Raw genomic sequence first — 15805 nt, 5'->3', positions numbered from 1 at the left:
CGGGCGGCCCGAGTCCGAGCGGCTCGAGCCTTGACTCATTGTCCGTCAAAGCGTGCGGCACGCCCAAGCGCAGGCCATCACGAACATGCGTTATCGCCACGATCACGCGTTTTGGAGCTTTGCACGTGCCCCGCACCCGCAAAGCTCCAAAACGCGTGTATCAGGGGAGAACTCGTGTGCGCAGTGTCGGCCCGGCGCGCGGCACTCGCCGGGCGGCCGACGTTCACCGGGTGGACGCCGGCCGCACCGGTCGAGGCGCTGCGCTAACATCGCTCCGAACGACATCCTTGAAGCCCGTCCAGTGAGGCGGAGAAGGAGGTCCACGCACCGTGGCCGCAGCACAGTCCACCGGGAAGCAGATCCTCGGCGCCGCCGAGATCCAGCGCTCCCTCGTCCGCATCGCCCACGAGATCCTCGAGCGCAATCGCGGCAGCAGCAATCTGGTGCTCCTCGGCATCCCCTCCGGGGGAGTCCCGCTGGCCCAGCGCCTGGCCGCAGCCCTGGAGGTCGCCGCCAAGGAGGACGACGACCCCGCCGGCGCCCCACCGGTCGGCACCCTGGACATCACCATGTACCGCGACGACCTCGGCCGCCACCCGATCCGCGTGCCCCAGCCCACCCGCATCCCGGGGGAGAGCCTCGAGGGCCGCACCGTCATCCTGGTCGACGACGTGCTCTTCTCCGGCCGCACGATCCGCGCCGCCCTGGACGCCCTGGGAGCCATCGGCCGCGCCGACGCCGTGCAACTGGCCGTGCTGGTCGACCGCGGCCACCGCGAGCTGCCCATCCGCGCCGACTACGTGGGCAAGAACCTACCCACCTCCCGCAACGAGAAGGTGGTCGTGTCCCTGACGGAACTCGGCGCCGCCGCCGACGCCGTCACCATCGTCGATGCTGCGACCCAGGAGGCCACCCGATGAAGCACCTGCTGTCCGCCAAGGACCTGTCCCACGACGAGGCGGTGATGGTGCTCGACACCGCCGAGGCCATGGCCGCCACCCAGCGTCACGCCGTCAAGAAACTGCCCACCCTGCGCGGCAAGACCGTGGTGAACCTCTTCTTCGAGGACTCCACCCGCACCCGGCTGTCCTTCGAGGCCGCCGCCAAGCGGCTGAGCGCCGACGTCATCAACTTCTCCGCCAAGGGCTCCTCCGTGTCCAAGGGGGAGTCGCTGAAGGACACCGCCCAGACCATCATGGCCATGGGCGCCGACGCCGTGGTGGTGCGTCACTCCGCCTGCGGCGCCGCCCACCTGCTGGCCCACGCCGGCTGGATCGACGTGCCCGTGCTCAACGCCGGCGACGGCACCCACCAGCACCCCACTCAGGCACTGCTGGACGCCATGACCCTGCGCCGCTGGTACACCCCCGGCGGGCCGGCCTCCGGCTCCGCCCGCGCCGGCGACGGTAGCCCCGCCCCCCGCGGCCGCGACCTTGAAGACGCCCGCGTCATCATCGTCGGCGACGTGCTGCACTCGCGCGTGGCCCGCTCCAACGTCGACCTGCTCACCACCCTGGGCGCCCACGTCACCCTGGTGGCCCCGCCCACCCTGCTGCCGGTGGGCATGGATGACTGGCCCTGCGACGTGTCCTACGACTTCGACGCCGCCATCGCCGCCGTCGAGCCCGACGCCGTAATGATGCTGCGCGTACAGCGCGAGCGCATGAGCGCCGCCGGCGGCGGCTACTTCCCCAGCCCCGGGGAGTACTCCCGCGGCTACGGGCTCGGCGCGGTGCGCCGCGCCGCCATGCCCGAGCACGCCATCGTCATGCACCCCGGGCCCATGAACCGCGGCCTGGAGATCACCGCCGACGCCGCCGACGCCCCCCGCTCGCGCGTGGTCGAGCAGGTCGGCAACGGCGTCTCCGTGCGCATGGCCGCCCTCTACCTGCTCCTCGCCGACGAAGGGAACCAGCTGTGACCGCCCACCTCCTGCCCGGGGTCCGCCCCTACGGCGAGGACCCCACCGACGTCCTCGTCATCGACGAAACGATCGCCGCCATCGGCCCCGACGCCGTCGCCCAGGCCCCCACCGATACCCACCGCCACGACGACCTGGCCGGCCTGGTGCTGCTGCCCGGGCTCGTGGACATCCACACCCACCTGCGCCAGCCCGGCGGAGAGAGCGCCGAAACCGTCTACACCGGCACCCGCGCCGCCGCCGTCGGCGGCTACACCGCCGTGTTCGCCATGGCCAACACCACCCCCGTGCAGGACAACGCCGGCGTGGTCGAGCAGGTGCTGCGCCTGGGCAACGAGGCCGGCTGGGTGGACGTCCACCCCGTCGGCGCCGTCTCGGAGGGGCTGAAGGGCGAGCACCTGTCCCAGATGGGCGCCATGGCCCACTCCGCCGCCCGCGTGCGTGTCTTCTCCGACGACGGCAAGTGCGTATCCGACCCGGTGCTCATGCGCCGCGCCCTGGAGTACGCCAAGTCCTTCGACGGCGTGATCGCGCAGCACTCCCAGGACCCCCGCCTGACCGAGGGATCCCAGATGCACGAGGGTCGCGTCTCCGCCGAGCTCGGCCTGGCCGGCTGGCCCGCCGTCGCCGAGGAGTCGATCATCGCCCGCGACGTCCTGCTGGCGGGGCATGTCGGTTCTCGTCTGCATGTGTGTCACCTGTCCACCGCCGGCAGCGTGGAGATCATCCGCTGGGCCAAGGCCCGCGGCATCGACGTCACCGCCGAGGCCACCCCCCATCACCTGCTGCTCACCGACGAGAAGGCGCGCACCTACTCGCCGCTGTACAAGGTGAACCCGCCGCTGCGCACCGCCGAGGACGTGGAGGCCGTCCGGGCGGCGCTCGCCGATGGCACCATCGACGTGGTCGGCACCGATCACGCCCCCCACCCGCGCGAGTCCAAGGACTGCGAGTGGCAGGCCGGCGCCTTCGGCATGACCGGCCTGGAGACCGCGCTGCCGATCATCATCGCCACCATGGTCGAGCCGGGCCGCATGACCTGGCGCGACGTGGCCCGGGTGCTGTCCGAGGCGCCCGCCCGCATCGGCCGCCTGGACGACCAGGGTCGTCCACTGGCCGCCGGCGAGCCCGGTAACCTGACGGTGGTCGACCCGAGCGTGCGCCGCGTGGTGGACCCGGACGCCCAGTGGACCCGTTCCAGCAACACCCCCTACGCCGGCATGGAACTGCCCGGACAGGTCATGGCCACCTTCCTGCATGGCCGCCCGACCGTGCTGGCCGGCCGGCCCGTCGAGCAGAACGAACCGAAGGAGCATGCATGAGCGCCCCCAACCCCGCGACCCCGGCTGCGTACGGCGGCTTCACCAGCCCCGCCCTGCCCGCCGGCGCGCCGATCGAGCGCACCCCGGCGCTGCTGGTCCTGGAGGACGGCTACACCCTGGTGGGCCGCTCCTACGGAGCCACCGGCTCCACGGTCGCCGAGATCGTCTTCAACACCGGCATGACCGGCTACCAGGAGACCCTCACCGACCCCTCCTACCACCGGCAGATCGTGGTCATGACCACCCCGCACATCGGCAACACGGGCGTCAACGACGAGGACGGCGAATCCGACCGCATCTGGGTAGCCGGGTTCGTGGTACGCGACCCCGCCCGCCGCGCCTCCTCCTGGCGGGCCCGCCGCGAACTCGAGTCCGACCTGGTCACCTACGGCGTGGTCGGCATCTGCGAGGTGGACACCCGGGCCCTGACCCGGCACCTGCGCGAACGGGGCGCCATGCGCGCCGGCATCTTCTCCGGCGATGCCCTGCCCGACGGCTTCGCCGAGCATCCCAGTTCCGCCCCCTCCGAGGCGGCCCTGGAGGCCTGCCTGAGCGCCGTGCGCGCCGCCCCGGCCATGGCCGGCCAGGCGCTCGCCGCCGAGGTGACCACCACGGAGGCCTACGTGGTTGAGCCCAGCGGCGAGTTCGCCGGCCAGGAGCCGGTCGCCGTCGTCGCCGCCATCGACCTGGGCATCAAGGCCCGCACCCCCTGGCAGCTGGCCGAGCGCGGTGTGCGCGTGCACGTGCTGCCGCAGTCCACCACCCTGGAGCAGATACGCGCCCTGCAGCCCGACGGCGTCTTCTTCTCCAACGGCCCCGGCGATCCCGGCACCGCCGATAAGGAGGTGGCCCTGCTGCGCGGCGTCCTGGACGCGCGCATCCCCTTCTTCGGTATCTGCCTGGGTAACCAGATCTTCGGCCGGGCGCTCGGCTACGGCACCTACAAGCTCGGCTACGGGCACCGCGGCGTCAACCAGCCGGTCCTGGACCGCGCCACCGGCCGGGTGGAGATCACCTCCCACAACCACGGCTTCGCCGTCGACGCCCCCACCGACGGCCCCTCCACCGCCCCCTTCGACTCCGGGCGCTACGGCCGCGTGGAGGTCAGCTACATCGACCTCAACGACGGCGTGGTCGAGGGCCTGCGCGCCCTGGACCTGCCCGCCTTCTCCGTCCAGTTCCACCCCGAGGCCGCCGCCGGCCCACACGACGGCGAGCACCTGTTCGACCGCTTCATACGCATGATGCACGAGCACCGCGTCGCCGCCGCGACCACCGCCCCCGCCACCGACACCGAGGAGAACGCCTGATGCCCCGCCGTACCGACATCTCCTCCGTTCTGGTCATCGGCTCCGGCCCGATCGTCATCGGCCAGGCCTGCGAGTTCGACTACTCCGGTACCCAGGCCTGCCGGGTGCTGCGCGCCGAGGGCGTACGCGTCATCCTGGTCAACTCCAACCCGGCCACGATCATGACCGACCCGGACATGGCCGACGCCACCTACGTCGAACCCATCACCCCGGAGGTCATCGAGGCCATCATCGCCAAGGAGCGTCCCGACGCGCTGCTGCCCACGCTCGGCGGCCAGACCGCTCTGAACACCGCCATGAGCCTGGTGGAGGCCGGCGTGCTGGACAGGTACGGCGTGGAGCTGATCGGCGCCCGTGCCGACGCCATCAACGCCGGCGAGGACCGCGAGGAGTTCAAGCGGGTGGTCGAGCGCTGCGGCGCCGAGGTGGCCCGCAGCGTCATCGCCCACACCATGGAGGAGTGCCACGCCGGAGTGGAGGCGCTCGGCGGCTACCCCGTGGTGGTACGCCCCTCCTTCACCATGGGCGGGCTCGGTTCCGGCTTCGCCTACAACGCCGAGGACCTCGAGCGCATCGCCGGGCAGGGCCTGGCCGACTCCCGCACCACCGAGGTGCTGCTGGAGGAGTCCATCCTCGGCTGGAAGGAGATCGAGCTGGAGGTCATGCGCGACCAAGTCGACAACTGCGTGATGGTCTGCTCCATCGAGAACGTCGACCCCGTGGGCGTGCACACCGGCGACTCCATCACCATCGCCCCGGCCCTGACCCTGACGGACCGGGAACTGCAGCGGCTGCGAGACATCGCCTTCGCCGTCATCCGGGAGGTGGGCGTGGACACCGGCGGCTGCAACATCCAGTTCGCCGTCCACCCCAACACCGGCCGCGTGATCGTCATCGAGATGAACCCGCGCGTGTCCCGCTCCTCCGCGCTGGCCTCCAAGGCCACCGGCTTCCCCATCGCCAAGATCGCCGCCCGCCTGGCCATCGGCTACACGCTGGACGAGATCCCCAACGACATCACCGGCTCCACCCCTGCGTCCTTCGAGCCGGCGGTCGACTACGTGGTGGTCAAGGTGCCGCGCTTCGCCTTCGAGAAGTTCCGCGGCGCCGACCCCACCCTGACCACCACCATGAAGTCGGTGGGGGAGGCCATGGCCCTGGGCCGCTGCTACACCGAGGCCCTGCAAAAGGCGATGCGCTCCATCGACAAGTCCGGCTCGGTGTTCCACTGGGACGGCCCCGCCCCCACCCCCGAGCAGCTGCCCGAACTCATCGAGTCGCTGCGCACCCCCACCGAGCACCGCCTGGTGGACCTGCAGCAGGCGATCCGCGGCGGCGCCACCATGGAGGCCCTGTTCGAGGCCACCGCGATCGACCCCTGGTTCCTGGACCAGATGTTCCTGCTGCAGGAGATCGCCGAGGAGATGCGCGCGGCACCGGCACTGACCGCCGAGCTGCTTCGGCGGGCCAAGCGGCACGGCTTCTCCGACGCGCAGATCGCCTCCCTGCGCGGTATCGGGGAGGAGACGGTGCGCGAGGTGCGTCACGCCTTCGGGCTGCGGCCGGTGTACAAGACGGTGGACACGTGCGCCGCCGAGTTCGCCGCCAACACCCCCTACCTGTACTCCACCTACGACCAGACCACGGAGGTCGCCCCCCGCGAACGGGAGGCCGTGATCATCCTGGGCGCCGGCCCCAACCGGATCGGCCAGGGCATCGAGTTCGACTACTCCTGCGTGCACGCCACCATGGCCCTGTCCGCGCGCTACGACACGGTCATGGTCAACTGCAACCCGGAGACCGTCTCCACCGACTACGACATCTCCGACCGCCTGTACTTCGAGCCGCTGACCTTCGAGGACGTCATGGAGGTCTACGAGGCGGAACTGGCGGCCGGCCCGGTGGCCGGCATGATCGTCCAGCTGGGCGGACAGACCCCCCTGTCCCTGGCGGCCCGGCTGAAGGCGGCGGGCGTGCCCATCCTGGGCACCACCCCGGAGGCGATCGACGCCGCCGAGGACCGGGAGGTCTTCGGCGTCGTGCTGGAGCGGGCCGGCCTGCCGGCGCCCGCCCACGGTACCGCCCTGAGCGACGAGCAGACCCTGGCCGTGGCCGCGGAGATCGGTTTCCCGGTGCTGGTGCGACCCAGCTATGTGCTGGGCGGGCGCGGCATGGAGATCGTCTACGACCGCGCTGGCCTGGTCGACTACCTCTCCCGTGCCTCCGCGGAGGCCGGCGGCGCCTACGCCAACGGCCCCCTGCTGATCGACCGCTTCCTCGACGACGCCATCGAGATCGACGTCGACGCTCTCTACGACGGCACCGAGCTGTTCCTCGGGGGCGTCATGGAGCACATCGAGGAGGCCGGCATCCACTCCGGCGACTCCGCGTGCGTGCTGCCCCCCATGTCCCTGTCCGACACGGAGATCGCCCGCATCCGTCGCTCCACCGAGGCCATCGCGGCCGGGGTGGGGGTGCGCGGGCTGATCAACATCCAGTACGCCCTGGTCTCCGACACCCTGTACGTGATCGAGGCCAACCCGCGCGCCTCCCGCACCGTGCCCTTCGTGTCCAAGGCGACCGGCGTGCAGCTGGCCAAGGCCGCCGCCCTGCTCATGGCCGGCGAGTCCATCGCCTCCCTGAAGGCCTCCGGCCACCTGCCCGCCCACGACGCCGCGATCACCGACCCGCTGGACCCGATCGCCGTGAAGGAGGCGGTGCTGCCGTTCAAGCGGTTCCGCACCCCGTCGGGCCGGGTGGTGGACACCGTGCTGGGCCCGGAGATGCGCTCCACCGGCGAGGTCATGGGCTTCGACGTCGACTTCCCGCGCGCCTTCGCCAAGTCGCAGGACGGCGCCTACGGCGGCCTACCCAGTGAGGGCGCCCTGTTCGTGTCCGTCGCCGACCGGGACAAGCGCGCCATCGTGCTGCCCGTCGCCCGCCTGGCCGAATTGGGGTTCACGATCTACGCCACCGCCGGCACCGCCCAGGTGCTGCGCCGCAACGGCATCAGCGCCACGCCCGTGCGCAAGGTGAGCCAGGGCCAGGGCGCCCACGGCGAGCAGACGATCGTCGGCCTGATCGAGTCCGGCGCCATCGACATGGTGATCAACACCCCCAAGGGCCAGGGCGCCCGCGCAGACGGCTACTCCATCCGTGCCGCCACCACCAGCGCCGACAAGCCGATCATCACCACCGTGCAGGAGCTGCAGGCGGCGGTGCAGGCGCTGGAGGCACAGCTGGCGGGCCCCTTCCGGGTGCGCAGCCTGCAGCAGCACGACGCCGACCGGTCCCGGCGCCGCGACGCCGCGAAGGTGGACGCATGAGCGCGCAGCCCCCCGCCGCCGGGCGGCTGCCCTTCGGCGTGCGTCTGGCCGCCGCCATGGATGCCCACGGCCCGCTGTGCGTGGGCATCGACCCGCACGCCGCCCTGCTGGACGCCTGGGGTCTGCCGGACACGCCCGCCGGACTGCGGGACTTCTCCCTGCGCGTGGTGGAGGCCCTGGCCGGGCGGGTGGCGGCCGTCAAGCCGCAGTCGGCCTTCTTCGAACGGCACGGCTCGGCGGGGATTGCCGTCCTGGAGGAGGTGCTCGCCGCCCTGCGGCGGGCGGGCACGCCCGCCATCCTGGACGTCAAGCGCGGGGACATCGGCTCCACCATGGCCGGGTACGCCCAGGCCTACCTGGCGGACGGGGCCCCGCTGGCCGCCGACGCGATCACCGTCTCCCCGTACCTGGGCTACGGCTCGCTGACGCCCGCGCTTCAGGCGGCCGCGGCGACCGGGCGGGGCGTGTTCGTGCTGGCGCTGACCTCCAACCCGGAGGGTGCGGCCGTGCAGCACGCCCGCACCGCCTCGGGGCGGGCGGTGGCCACCGAGGTGGTCGCCGGCGCGGCCGCCTCCAACGCGGCCGCCCGTGCCGCCGGTGAGCTCGGCAGCGTGGGCCTGGTGGTCGGCGCCACCGTGGGCGACGCCGTGCGCGAGTTGGACCTGGACCTGCTGGCCGCGGGCGGCCCGTTGCTGGCGCCCGGCGTGGGGGCGCAGGGGGCCGGCGCGCCCGAGTTGCAGGCGGTCTTCGGACCCGCCCGCGCCCATGTGTTGGCCTCGTCTTCCCGCGGCGTGCTGGGTGCCGGCCCCGACCCCGCGCAGCTGCGCCGGGCCGCCGCCCGGGCGGCCGCCGACGCCGCGGCCGCCCTGCGCGCGTGAAGGGCGCAGAAGAAGGCATGATGTGCCCATGACCGCAGCCCAGGTGCCGCCCGCCCGCCTCACCGTCATTGCCGGGCCGACCGCCGTGGGGAAGGGCACGCTCGTCGCCGAGTTGCGGCGTCGCCACCCCGACCTGTTCGTCTCGGTGTCCGCCACCACCCGCGCCCCCCGCCCCGGTGAGCGCGACGGCGTGCACTACCACTTCGTCTCCGATGCCGAATTCGACCGCCTGGTGGCGGCCGGCGAAATGCTGGAGTGGGCGCTGGTGCACGGCACCCACCGCTACGGCACCCCCCGCCGCCCGGTGCAGGAGCAGCTCGACGCCGGCCGCCCCGCCCTGCTGGAGATCGACCTGGCCGGCGCCCGGCAGGTGCGCGCCTCCATGCCGCAGGCACAGCTGATCTTCATCGCCCCGCCCAGCTGGGAGGAGTTGGTCTCCCGCCTGGCCGGGCGCGGCACCGAGGACCCGGCCGAGCGCGCTCGCCGGCTGGAAACCGCCCGGGTGGAGTTGGCCGCCGCCGACGAGTTCGACCGCACCATTGTCAACGACACCGTGGCACGTGCCACGGATGAGCTGGAGGACGTGCTCGGGCTGAGCCGCTAAACTAGGGTGCTTGCGGTGCGGTGATGCGCCGGGTGTGCACGCATCCGGCCAGGCACGCACCCGATCCGGTACCAGAACACATTGGGAGACAAGCACATGCTCGGAACCTCTGCCGACCCCGAGGGAATCACCAACCCTCCCATTGACGACCTCCTGGAGAAGGTCGACTCCAAGTACGGGCTGGTGGTGGAGGCCGCCAAGCGCGCCCGGCAGATCAACAGCTACAACCAGCAGCTGGAGGACAACCAGTTCGAGTACTTCGGCCCCCTGGTGGAGGCCGACAACGAGGAGAAGGCCCTGAGCATCGCCCTGCGCGAGGTCGCCGAGGACAAGCTCCAGGTCATCTCCGGGGATGAGGCCCGCGCCCGGCGCGCCGAGGCCGAGGCGGCCCGCCGCGCCGCCGAGGAGGACATGTTCTCCGACATCTCGCTGGACGCGCCGATCGACCTGGGTGGCCAGGACGAGCCGGGCACCGCCACCGGCCTGGACGACATCCAGTTTTGACGGCCCCACGGGCCGCGTCACCGATCAGGATTATCGTGAACCCGCAAACCACCCGCGCCCGGGACGCACACGCGCCCCGGGCGCGGCGCATCGTCGTGGGGGTGTCCGGCTCCATCGCCGCCTACAAGGCCCCGTCCATCATCCGGCTGCTGCGCGCGGCCGGACACGAGGTTCGCACCGTGCCCACGGCGGCCGCGCTGCGCTTCATCGGCGCCCCGGCGCTGGCGGCCGTGACCGGCGCGCCGGTGCAGTCCGGGGTCTTCGACGACGCCGCCGCCGTCGCGCACGTACAGATGGGGGAGTGGGCCGAACTGGTGCTGGTGGCCCCCGCCTCCGCGGACCTGTTGGCCCGGGCCGCCGCCGGCCGGGCCGACGATCTGCTCACCGCCACCCTGCTGACCACCACCGCGCCGGTGGTGATGGCGCCGGCCATGCACACCCAAATGTGGAACCACCCGGCCACCCGCCACAACGTGGACACCCTGCGCCGGCGCGGCGTGACCATCATCGACCCGGACGCGGGCCCCCTGACCGGCTCCGGCTACGGGGCCGGACGCCTGCCCGAGCCCGAGCAGATCGTCGCCCGCGCCCTGGCCGCGCTCGACGCCGCCAGGGACACGGCAGCCGCAGCTGCGGGTGCCCCGGGTGATCTGGCCGGCCGGCACGTGGTCGTCTCCGCCGGCGGCACCCGCGAGCCCCTGGACCCGGTGCGCTACCTCGGCAACCGCTCTTCGGGCCGGCAGGGTTGCGCCATCGCCACCGCTGCGGCCGCCCGCGGCGCCCGCGTCACCGTCGTGTCGGCGCACGCGGAGCCGGGAGTGCTGGCAGAACTGCCGCCCCAGGTTGACATCGTGCCGGTCACCACCGCCATGGAGCTGCGTGATGCGGTGCGCGCCGCCGCCGCGGACGCCGACGCCGTGGTCATGGCTGCCGCCGTCGCCGACTTCCGGCCCGCCGAGGTGGCCGACACCAAGCTCAAGAAGCACTCACTGCGCGCCTCCGGCGGCACGGGCGAGCCGGTACGGCAGGCGGCGCCGGTCATCCCCCTGGTGGAGAACCCCGACATCCTGGCCGGCCTGGTCACCGACCCGCCGCGCCAGGACGGCGAACACACCCTGGTGGTGGGCTTCGCCGCCGAGACCGGGGACGCGGATGGCGATGTGCTGGCGCATGGTGCCGCCAAGGCCCGCCGCAAGGGGGCCGACCTGCTGGCCGTGAACGCCGTCGGCACCGACCAGGGCTTCGGCGACGTGCCGAACGCCGTCGTCGTCCTGGACGCGGGCGGTACGGAGGTCGCCCGAGCGCAGGGGACCAAGCAGGAGGTCGCCGAGGCGCTGGTGGAATTGATCGCCGCCCGCCTTAACAGCCGGCGTCCCTCCGTCTGACCATCCCCGCGCCTTGGGGCCGCCGCCGGCGTCTTGTTTCTCACGGCCGTTTCCGCATCCGATCCCGCCCCAGCGCTTCAGGCGCCGCTGACGCGGTCATACGATGAGCGGGCGGGGCACCGCGCGAGGCCCCGCCCTAGCTGCAACGCGCACGGAAGTGACCTGCATGACGAGGAACGGGACGAGCACCCCCACTGTGGCCGACATGGTGAAGGCGGTGACCACGCCCCCGCTGCCCCTGCGGATCACCGCCTACGACGGTTCCGCCGTCGGCCCGCGCGACGCTGGCCTGGAATTGCATGTCAAGTCGCCGCGCGCCCTGAACTACCTCGTCACCGCCCCCGGGGACCTCGGCCTGGCCCGCGCCTACATAACCGGCGAGCTGATCGCGTCCGGCGTTGAACCGGGTAACCCCTATGCCGCCTTCGACAGCCTGCAGGCGTGCAAGGAGCACCTGCGCCGCCCCACTCCGGCGGGCATGCGCACCATTTCTCGGCTGCTGCGTCACGAGGGACTGCACCGCCCCGAGGTGCCGGAGATCGAGACCCCGCCGGCCTGGCGCCGCGCCCTGGCCGGCGCGCGCCCCCACACCGAGACGGCAGACAAGGACTCGGTCTCCTCCCACTACGACCGGTCCAACCGCTTCTACTCGCTGGTGCTGGGCCCGTCCATGACCTACACCTGCGCCCTGTTCGACTCGCCGGACACATCCCTGGAGGACGCGCAGCGCCGCAAGATCAATCTGGTGCTGGACAAACTGGATCTGGCCGCCGGGCAGCGGCTGCTGGACATCGGCTGCGGCTGGGGTTCGGTGCTGGTCGCCGCCGCCCGCCGCGGTATCCGTGCCATCGGCGTGACCCTGTCCGAGCCGCAGGCCCGTTGGGCCAACGCCTGGCTCGCCCGTGAGGGGCTGGATGACCTGGCGCAGGCACGGGTCATGGACTATAGGGAAGTGCCGGAGCGCGACTTCGACGGCATCTGCTCGCTGGGCATGATGGAGCACGTCGGCGTGCGCCACTACGACGAGTACTTCCGCACCATGTTCTCCCTGCTGCGCCCCGGCGGACGACTCCTGAACCACCAGATCACCCGGCGCGACGCCAACCAACGCAACGGCGCCGGCGCCTTCGTCGGCCGCTACATCTTCCCCGACGGCGAACTCGCCGCCCCCGGCGTGGTGATGACCCACCTGCACGACGCCGGCCTGGAGATCGTGCATGCGGAGAACCTGCGCCAGCATTACGCGCTGACTCTGGAGCACTGGTGCCGCAACCTGCAGGCCCACTGGGACGAGGCCGTCGAGTCCGGCGGCTCCCAGACCGCGCTCCTGTGGGGCCTGTACATGGCCGGCGCCCGCTGGAACTTTGAGCGCAACAACATTCAGATCCACCAGTTCCTGGCCGTCCGCCCGGGTGAGGACGCCGGCGGCCACTGGTATCCTCTGCGTCCCTGGTGGGACGCCTGAGACGCGCAACCACTCGACTCACCCACGCCCCCGCACCCACCGACCAGCAAGGACCACAACACATATGGCACGTAAGACGAACTCCCTGCGGCAGTTCACCTCCGAGTCCGTCACCGAGGGACACCCGGACAAGATCTGCGACCGCGTCTCCGACGCGATCCTGGACGCGATCCTCACCCAGGACCCGGCCGCGCACGTCGCGGTGGAGACCATGGTGACCACCGGCCTGGTGCATGTGGCCGGTGAGGTGACCACCAGCGCCTATGTGGAGATTCCAGACATCGTGCGCAGTGAGATCGTCTCCATCGGCTACACGTCCTCCGAGGTGTGCTTCGACGGTGCGTCCTGCGGGGTGTCGGTGTCGATCGGCCAGCAGTCTCCGGACATCGCCGCCGGCGTGGACAAGGCCCTGCAGGTGCGCGAGGACACCGGGGACCTAGACCCGCTGGACTTCCAGGGGGCCGGCGACCAGGGGCTCATGTTCGGCTATGCCTGCACGGACACGGCCGAGCTGATGCCGCTGCCCATCCACCTGGCCCACCGGCTGGCCGAGCGCCTGGCCTACGTGCGCAAGCAGGGCATCGTCGACGGCCTGCGCCCCGACGGCAAGACGCAGGTCACCATCGGCTACGACGGCGACACCCCGGTGTCGCTGGACGGGGTGGTGATCTCCACCCAGCACGATCCCGACCGCACCCGCCCGGCCCTCACCGACGCCATCACCCGCGAGGTGATCCGCCCGGTGCTGGAGGCGGAGGAGGCCAAGGGCCTGAAGCTCGCCACCGCCGACGCCGACATCCTGGTCAACCCCTCCGGCCAGTTCGTCATCGGCGGCCCCGCCGGGGACGCCGGCCTGACGGGACGCAAGATCATCGTGGACACCTACGGTGGCATGGCGCGGCACGGGGGCGGCGCCTTCTCCGGTAAGGACCCCTCCAAGGTGGACCGGTCGGGCACCTACGCCATGCGCTGGGTGGCCAAGAACGTGGTCGCCGCCGGCCTGGCCGAGCGCTGCGAGGTGCAGATCGCCTACGCCATCGGCTCCGCCCACCCGGTCGGGCTGTACGTGGAGACCTTCGGCACCGAGACCGTGCCCGTTGGCAAGATCACCGCCGCCATCAAGCAGGTGTTTGACCTGCGTCCGGCCGCGATCGTGCGCGACCTGGACCTGCTGCGTCCGATCTACCGCGCCACCAGCGCCTACGGCCACTTCGGGCGGCCAGGCTTCACCTGGGAGAACACCGACCGGGCCGACGCGCTGCGCGCGGCCTGCTGACGGCGCGGGTCGGGGAGGAGGCCATGGGCGACGCCGTCACCGCGGGCGCGCCCGCACAGGGCGTGCTCCTGGACGCCCCCGCCACCGCCACCCGGCGGGTGGCCGGTGCCGGCGTGTCCCAGCCGGTCGCACGCGTCCTGCTGGAAACCGCGGTGCCCCACCTGGACCGCCTGTTCGACTACCTGGTTCCCCCCGAACTGGATGTGGCCGCCGCCGTCGGGACTCGCGTGGTGGTCCGCTTCGGGCGCCAGGACCTGCACGGCTGGGTCTGGGAGCGCGGTGACACCACCACCCACCCCGGCCGACTGGCCCCAATCCGCCGCGTGGTCTCCGACCTGCCGGTGCTCAACCCCGAGACCATGCGCCTGGTCGAGGCGGTGGCCGCCCGCACCGCCGGGGTGCGTTCCGACGTGATCCGGCTGGCCGTGCCCGCCCGGCACGCCACCACCGAGCGGGACGAACGCGATCGCCCCGCACCGGCCGCCCCCCACTGGTCGCCGCCCCCGGCGGACGCCTGGGCGGCCTACGCCGGCGGGCCCGCATTCCTGCAGCGCCTGGCCGCCGGTCAGGCCCCCCGGGCCGTGTGGACCGCCCTGCCGGGGCGTCCCGGGCTGGTGGCCAACTGGACCCGACTGGTGGCCGACGCCGCTCGCGCCACCCTCGCCGGAGGCCGCGGCGTACTGGTGATCGTCGCCACCACCGAACGGGCCGAGGCGGTGGCCGCCGCACTCACCGACGCCCTGGATGGGGAGGCCGTGGTCACCCTGTCCGCCGAGCACGGGCCCGCCCGCCGCTACCGGGCATTCCTGCGGGCCTTGACCGGCCGTGCCCGGGTGGTGGTGGGCACGCGCGGCGCCGCCTTCGCCCCGGTGCACAATCCCGGCCTGGCCGTCATCTGGGACGACGGCGACGACCGGCTCGATGAGCCGCGCGCCCCCTACATTCACGCCCGCACGGTGCTGGCCCTGCGCTCGGGCCTGTCCGGCGCGGGCCTGCTGATCGCCGGCTACTCCCGCTCGGTGGAGGCCCAGGCCTACATCGAGCAGGGTTGGGCCACCGACCTGCACGCGCACCGGGAGACCATGCGCGCCGCCGTCGCCCGCGTGCAGGTGCCCGGCGCTCCCGAACTGGAGGCGGAGGGGGCCTCCGGCGCCGCCCGCATCCCGTCACTCGCGCACCGCGCGCTGCGCGAGGCACTGCGACGCGGCCCCGCCCTGGTGCAGGTGCCGCGCGGGGGATACGCCCCTCTGGTGGCGTGTGCCCGCTGCCGCAGCGTGGCCCGCTGCCCGGTGTGCTCCGGCCCCCTGGCCCTGGGCCGCGACGGCACCGTCACCTGCCGCTGGTGCGGGCGGAACACCGCCAACTGGACCTGCCCGGAGTGCGGCCACACCCGCCTGCGCATGGTGCATGTGGGCACCACCCGCACCGCCGAGGAACTGGGGCGCGCCTTCCCGGGCGTCCCCGTGGTCACCTCAGGGGCGCGGGAGGACCACGGCGTGATCGCCGGCGTCGATGCCCGCCCGCGCCTGGTGATCGCCACCCCGGGCGCGGAGCCGGTGGCCGACGGCGGCTACTGGGCGGTGCTGCTGCTGGACGGGGCCGCCCTGTCTTCCCGCCCCGATCTCGGTGCCGCCAGCGAGGCCATGCGCCAGTGGACCAACGCGGCCGTACTCGCCCACCCCGACGCCGCCGTCGTGCTGCTGGGCCGCCCGCACCCGGTGGCCGCGCAGGCCCTGGTGCGCTGGGACCACGCGGGATTCGCCCGCCGCGAGCTGGCCGAACGCGCCCAGCTGCACCTGCCGCCCGCCTGGCGG

Annotated in this window: 12 protein-coding genes; all 12 read left to right on the top strand. The window is 72.7% G+C overall.

Going from position 1 to position 15805, the window contains the following annotated elements; translation table 11 throughout:
• Positions 1–329 precede the first annotated feature (329 nt).
• A complete protein-coding gene (gene pyrR / locus BN1056_RS11485) occupies positions 330–920 on the top strand; it encodes a bifunctional pyr operon transcriptional regulator/uracil phosphoribosyltransferase PyrR (protein WP_073332009.1) in 591 nt (196 codons plus the stop codon).
• Positions 917–1921: an aspartate carbamoyltransferase catalytic subunit gene (locus BN1056_RS11480; RefSeq protein WP_210581362.1), complete on the top strand. Its 1005-nt coding sequence runs from the start codon at positions 917–919 to the stop codon at positions 1919–1921. The genes pyrR and BN1056_RS11480 overlap by 4 nt, the downstream gene beginning before the upstream one ends.
• A complete protein-coding gene (locus tag BN1056_RS11475) occupies positions 1918–3243 on the top strand; it encodes a dihydroorotase (RefSeq protein WP_210581360.1) in 1326 nt (441 codons plus the stop codon). Before BN1056_RS11480 ends, BN1056_RS11475 begins: the two co-directional genes overlap by 4 nt.
• Positions 3240–4553: a glutamine-hydrolyzing carbamoyl-phosphate synthase small subunit gene (carA, locus tag BN1056_RS11470; RefSeq protein WP_210581357.1), complete on the top strand. Its 1314-nt coding sequence runs from the start codon at positions 3240–3242 to the stop codon at positions 4551–4553. The genes BN1056_RS11475 and carA overlap by 4 nt, the downstream gene beginning before the upstream one ends.
• Positions 4553–7879 (top strand): carbamoyl-phosphate synthase large subunit, encoded by a 3327-nt coding sequence (gene carB, locus BN1056_RS11465; RefSeq protein ID WP_210581355.1) that lies wholly within the window; start codon positions 4553–4555, stop codon positions 7877–7879. Before carA ends, carB begins: the two co-directional genes overlap by 1 nt.
• A complete protein-coding gene (gene pyrF, locus BN1056_RS11460) occupies positions 7876–8757 on the top strand; it encodes an orotidine-5'-phosphate decarboxylase (protein ID WP_210581353.1) in 882 nt (293 codons plus the stop codon). The genes carB and pyrF overlap by 4 nt, the downstream gene beginning before the upstream one ends.
• A gap of 28 nt (positions 8758–8785) precedes the next feature.
• On the top strand, positions 8786–9361 hold the full coding sequence (gmk, locus tag BN1056_RS11455) for a guanylate kinase (RefSeq protein WP_073332021.1): 576 nt from the start codon (positions 8786–8788) through the stop codon (positions 9359–9361).
• A gap of 96 nt (positions 9362–9457) precedes the next feature.
• Complete coding sequence (gene rpoZ, locus BN1056_RS11450) at positions 9458–9865, top strand: DNA-directed RNA polymerase subunit omega (protein WP_073332023.1); 408 nt, start codon at positions 9458–9460, stop codon at positions 9863–9865.
• Between the two features lie 32 nt (positions 9866–9897).
• Positions 9898–11250, top strand: coding sequence for a bifunctional phosphopantothenoylcysteine decarboxylase/phosphopantothenate--cysteine ligase CoaBC (gene coaBC / locus BN1056_RS11445; RefSeq protein ID WP_210581460.1), 1353 nt, complete (start codon positions 9898–9900; stop codon positions 11248–11250).
• A gap of 217 nt (positions 11251–11467) precedes the next feature.
• Positions 11468–12715, top strand: a complete 1248-nt coding sequence (locus BN1056_RS11440; RefSeq protein ID WP_244671683.1) for a class I SAM-dependent methyltransferase — start codon at positions 11468–11470, stop codon at positions 12713–12715.
• A 64-nt stretch (positions 12716–12779) separates the two neighbouring features.
• A complete protein-coding gene (gene metK, locus BN1056_RS11435; protein ID WP_210581349.1) occupies positions 12780–13991 on the top strand; it encodes a methionine adenosyltransferase in 1212 nt (403 codons plus the stop codon).
• A 23-nt stretch (positions 13992–14014) separates the two neighbouring features.
• Positions 14015–15805: primosomal protein N' family DNA-binding protein (locus BN1056_RS11430; protein WP_210581347.1), on the top strand; the 1791-nt coding region annotated here is incomplete at its 3' end.

Origin of the sequence: Actinomyces succiniciruminis (assembly GCF_900002405.1) — a bacterium.
Taxonomy (GTDB): domain Bacteria; phylum Actinomycetota; class Actinomycetes; order Actinomycetales; family Actinomycetaceae; genus Actinomyces; species Actinomyces succiniciruminis.
The sequence above is the reverse complement of the archived record's forward strand: the minus strand, read 5'-3'. Positions and strand labels throughout refer to the sequence as shown.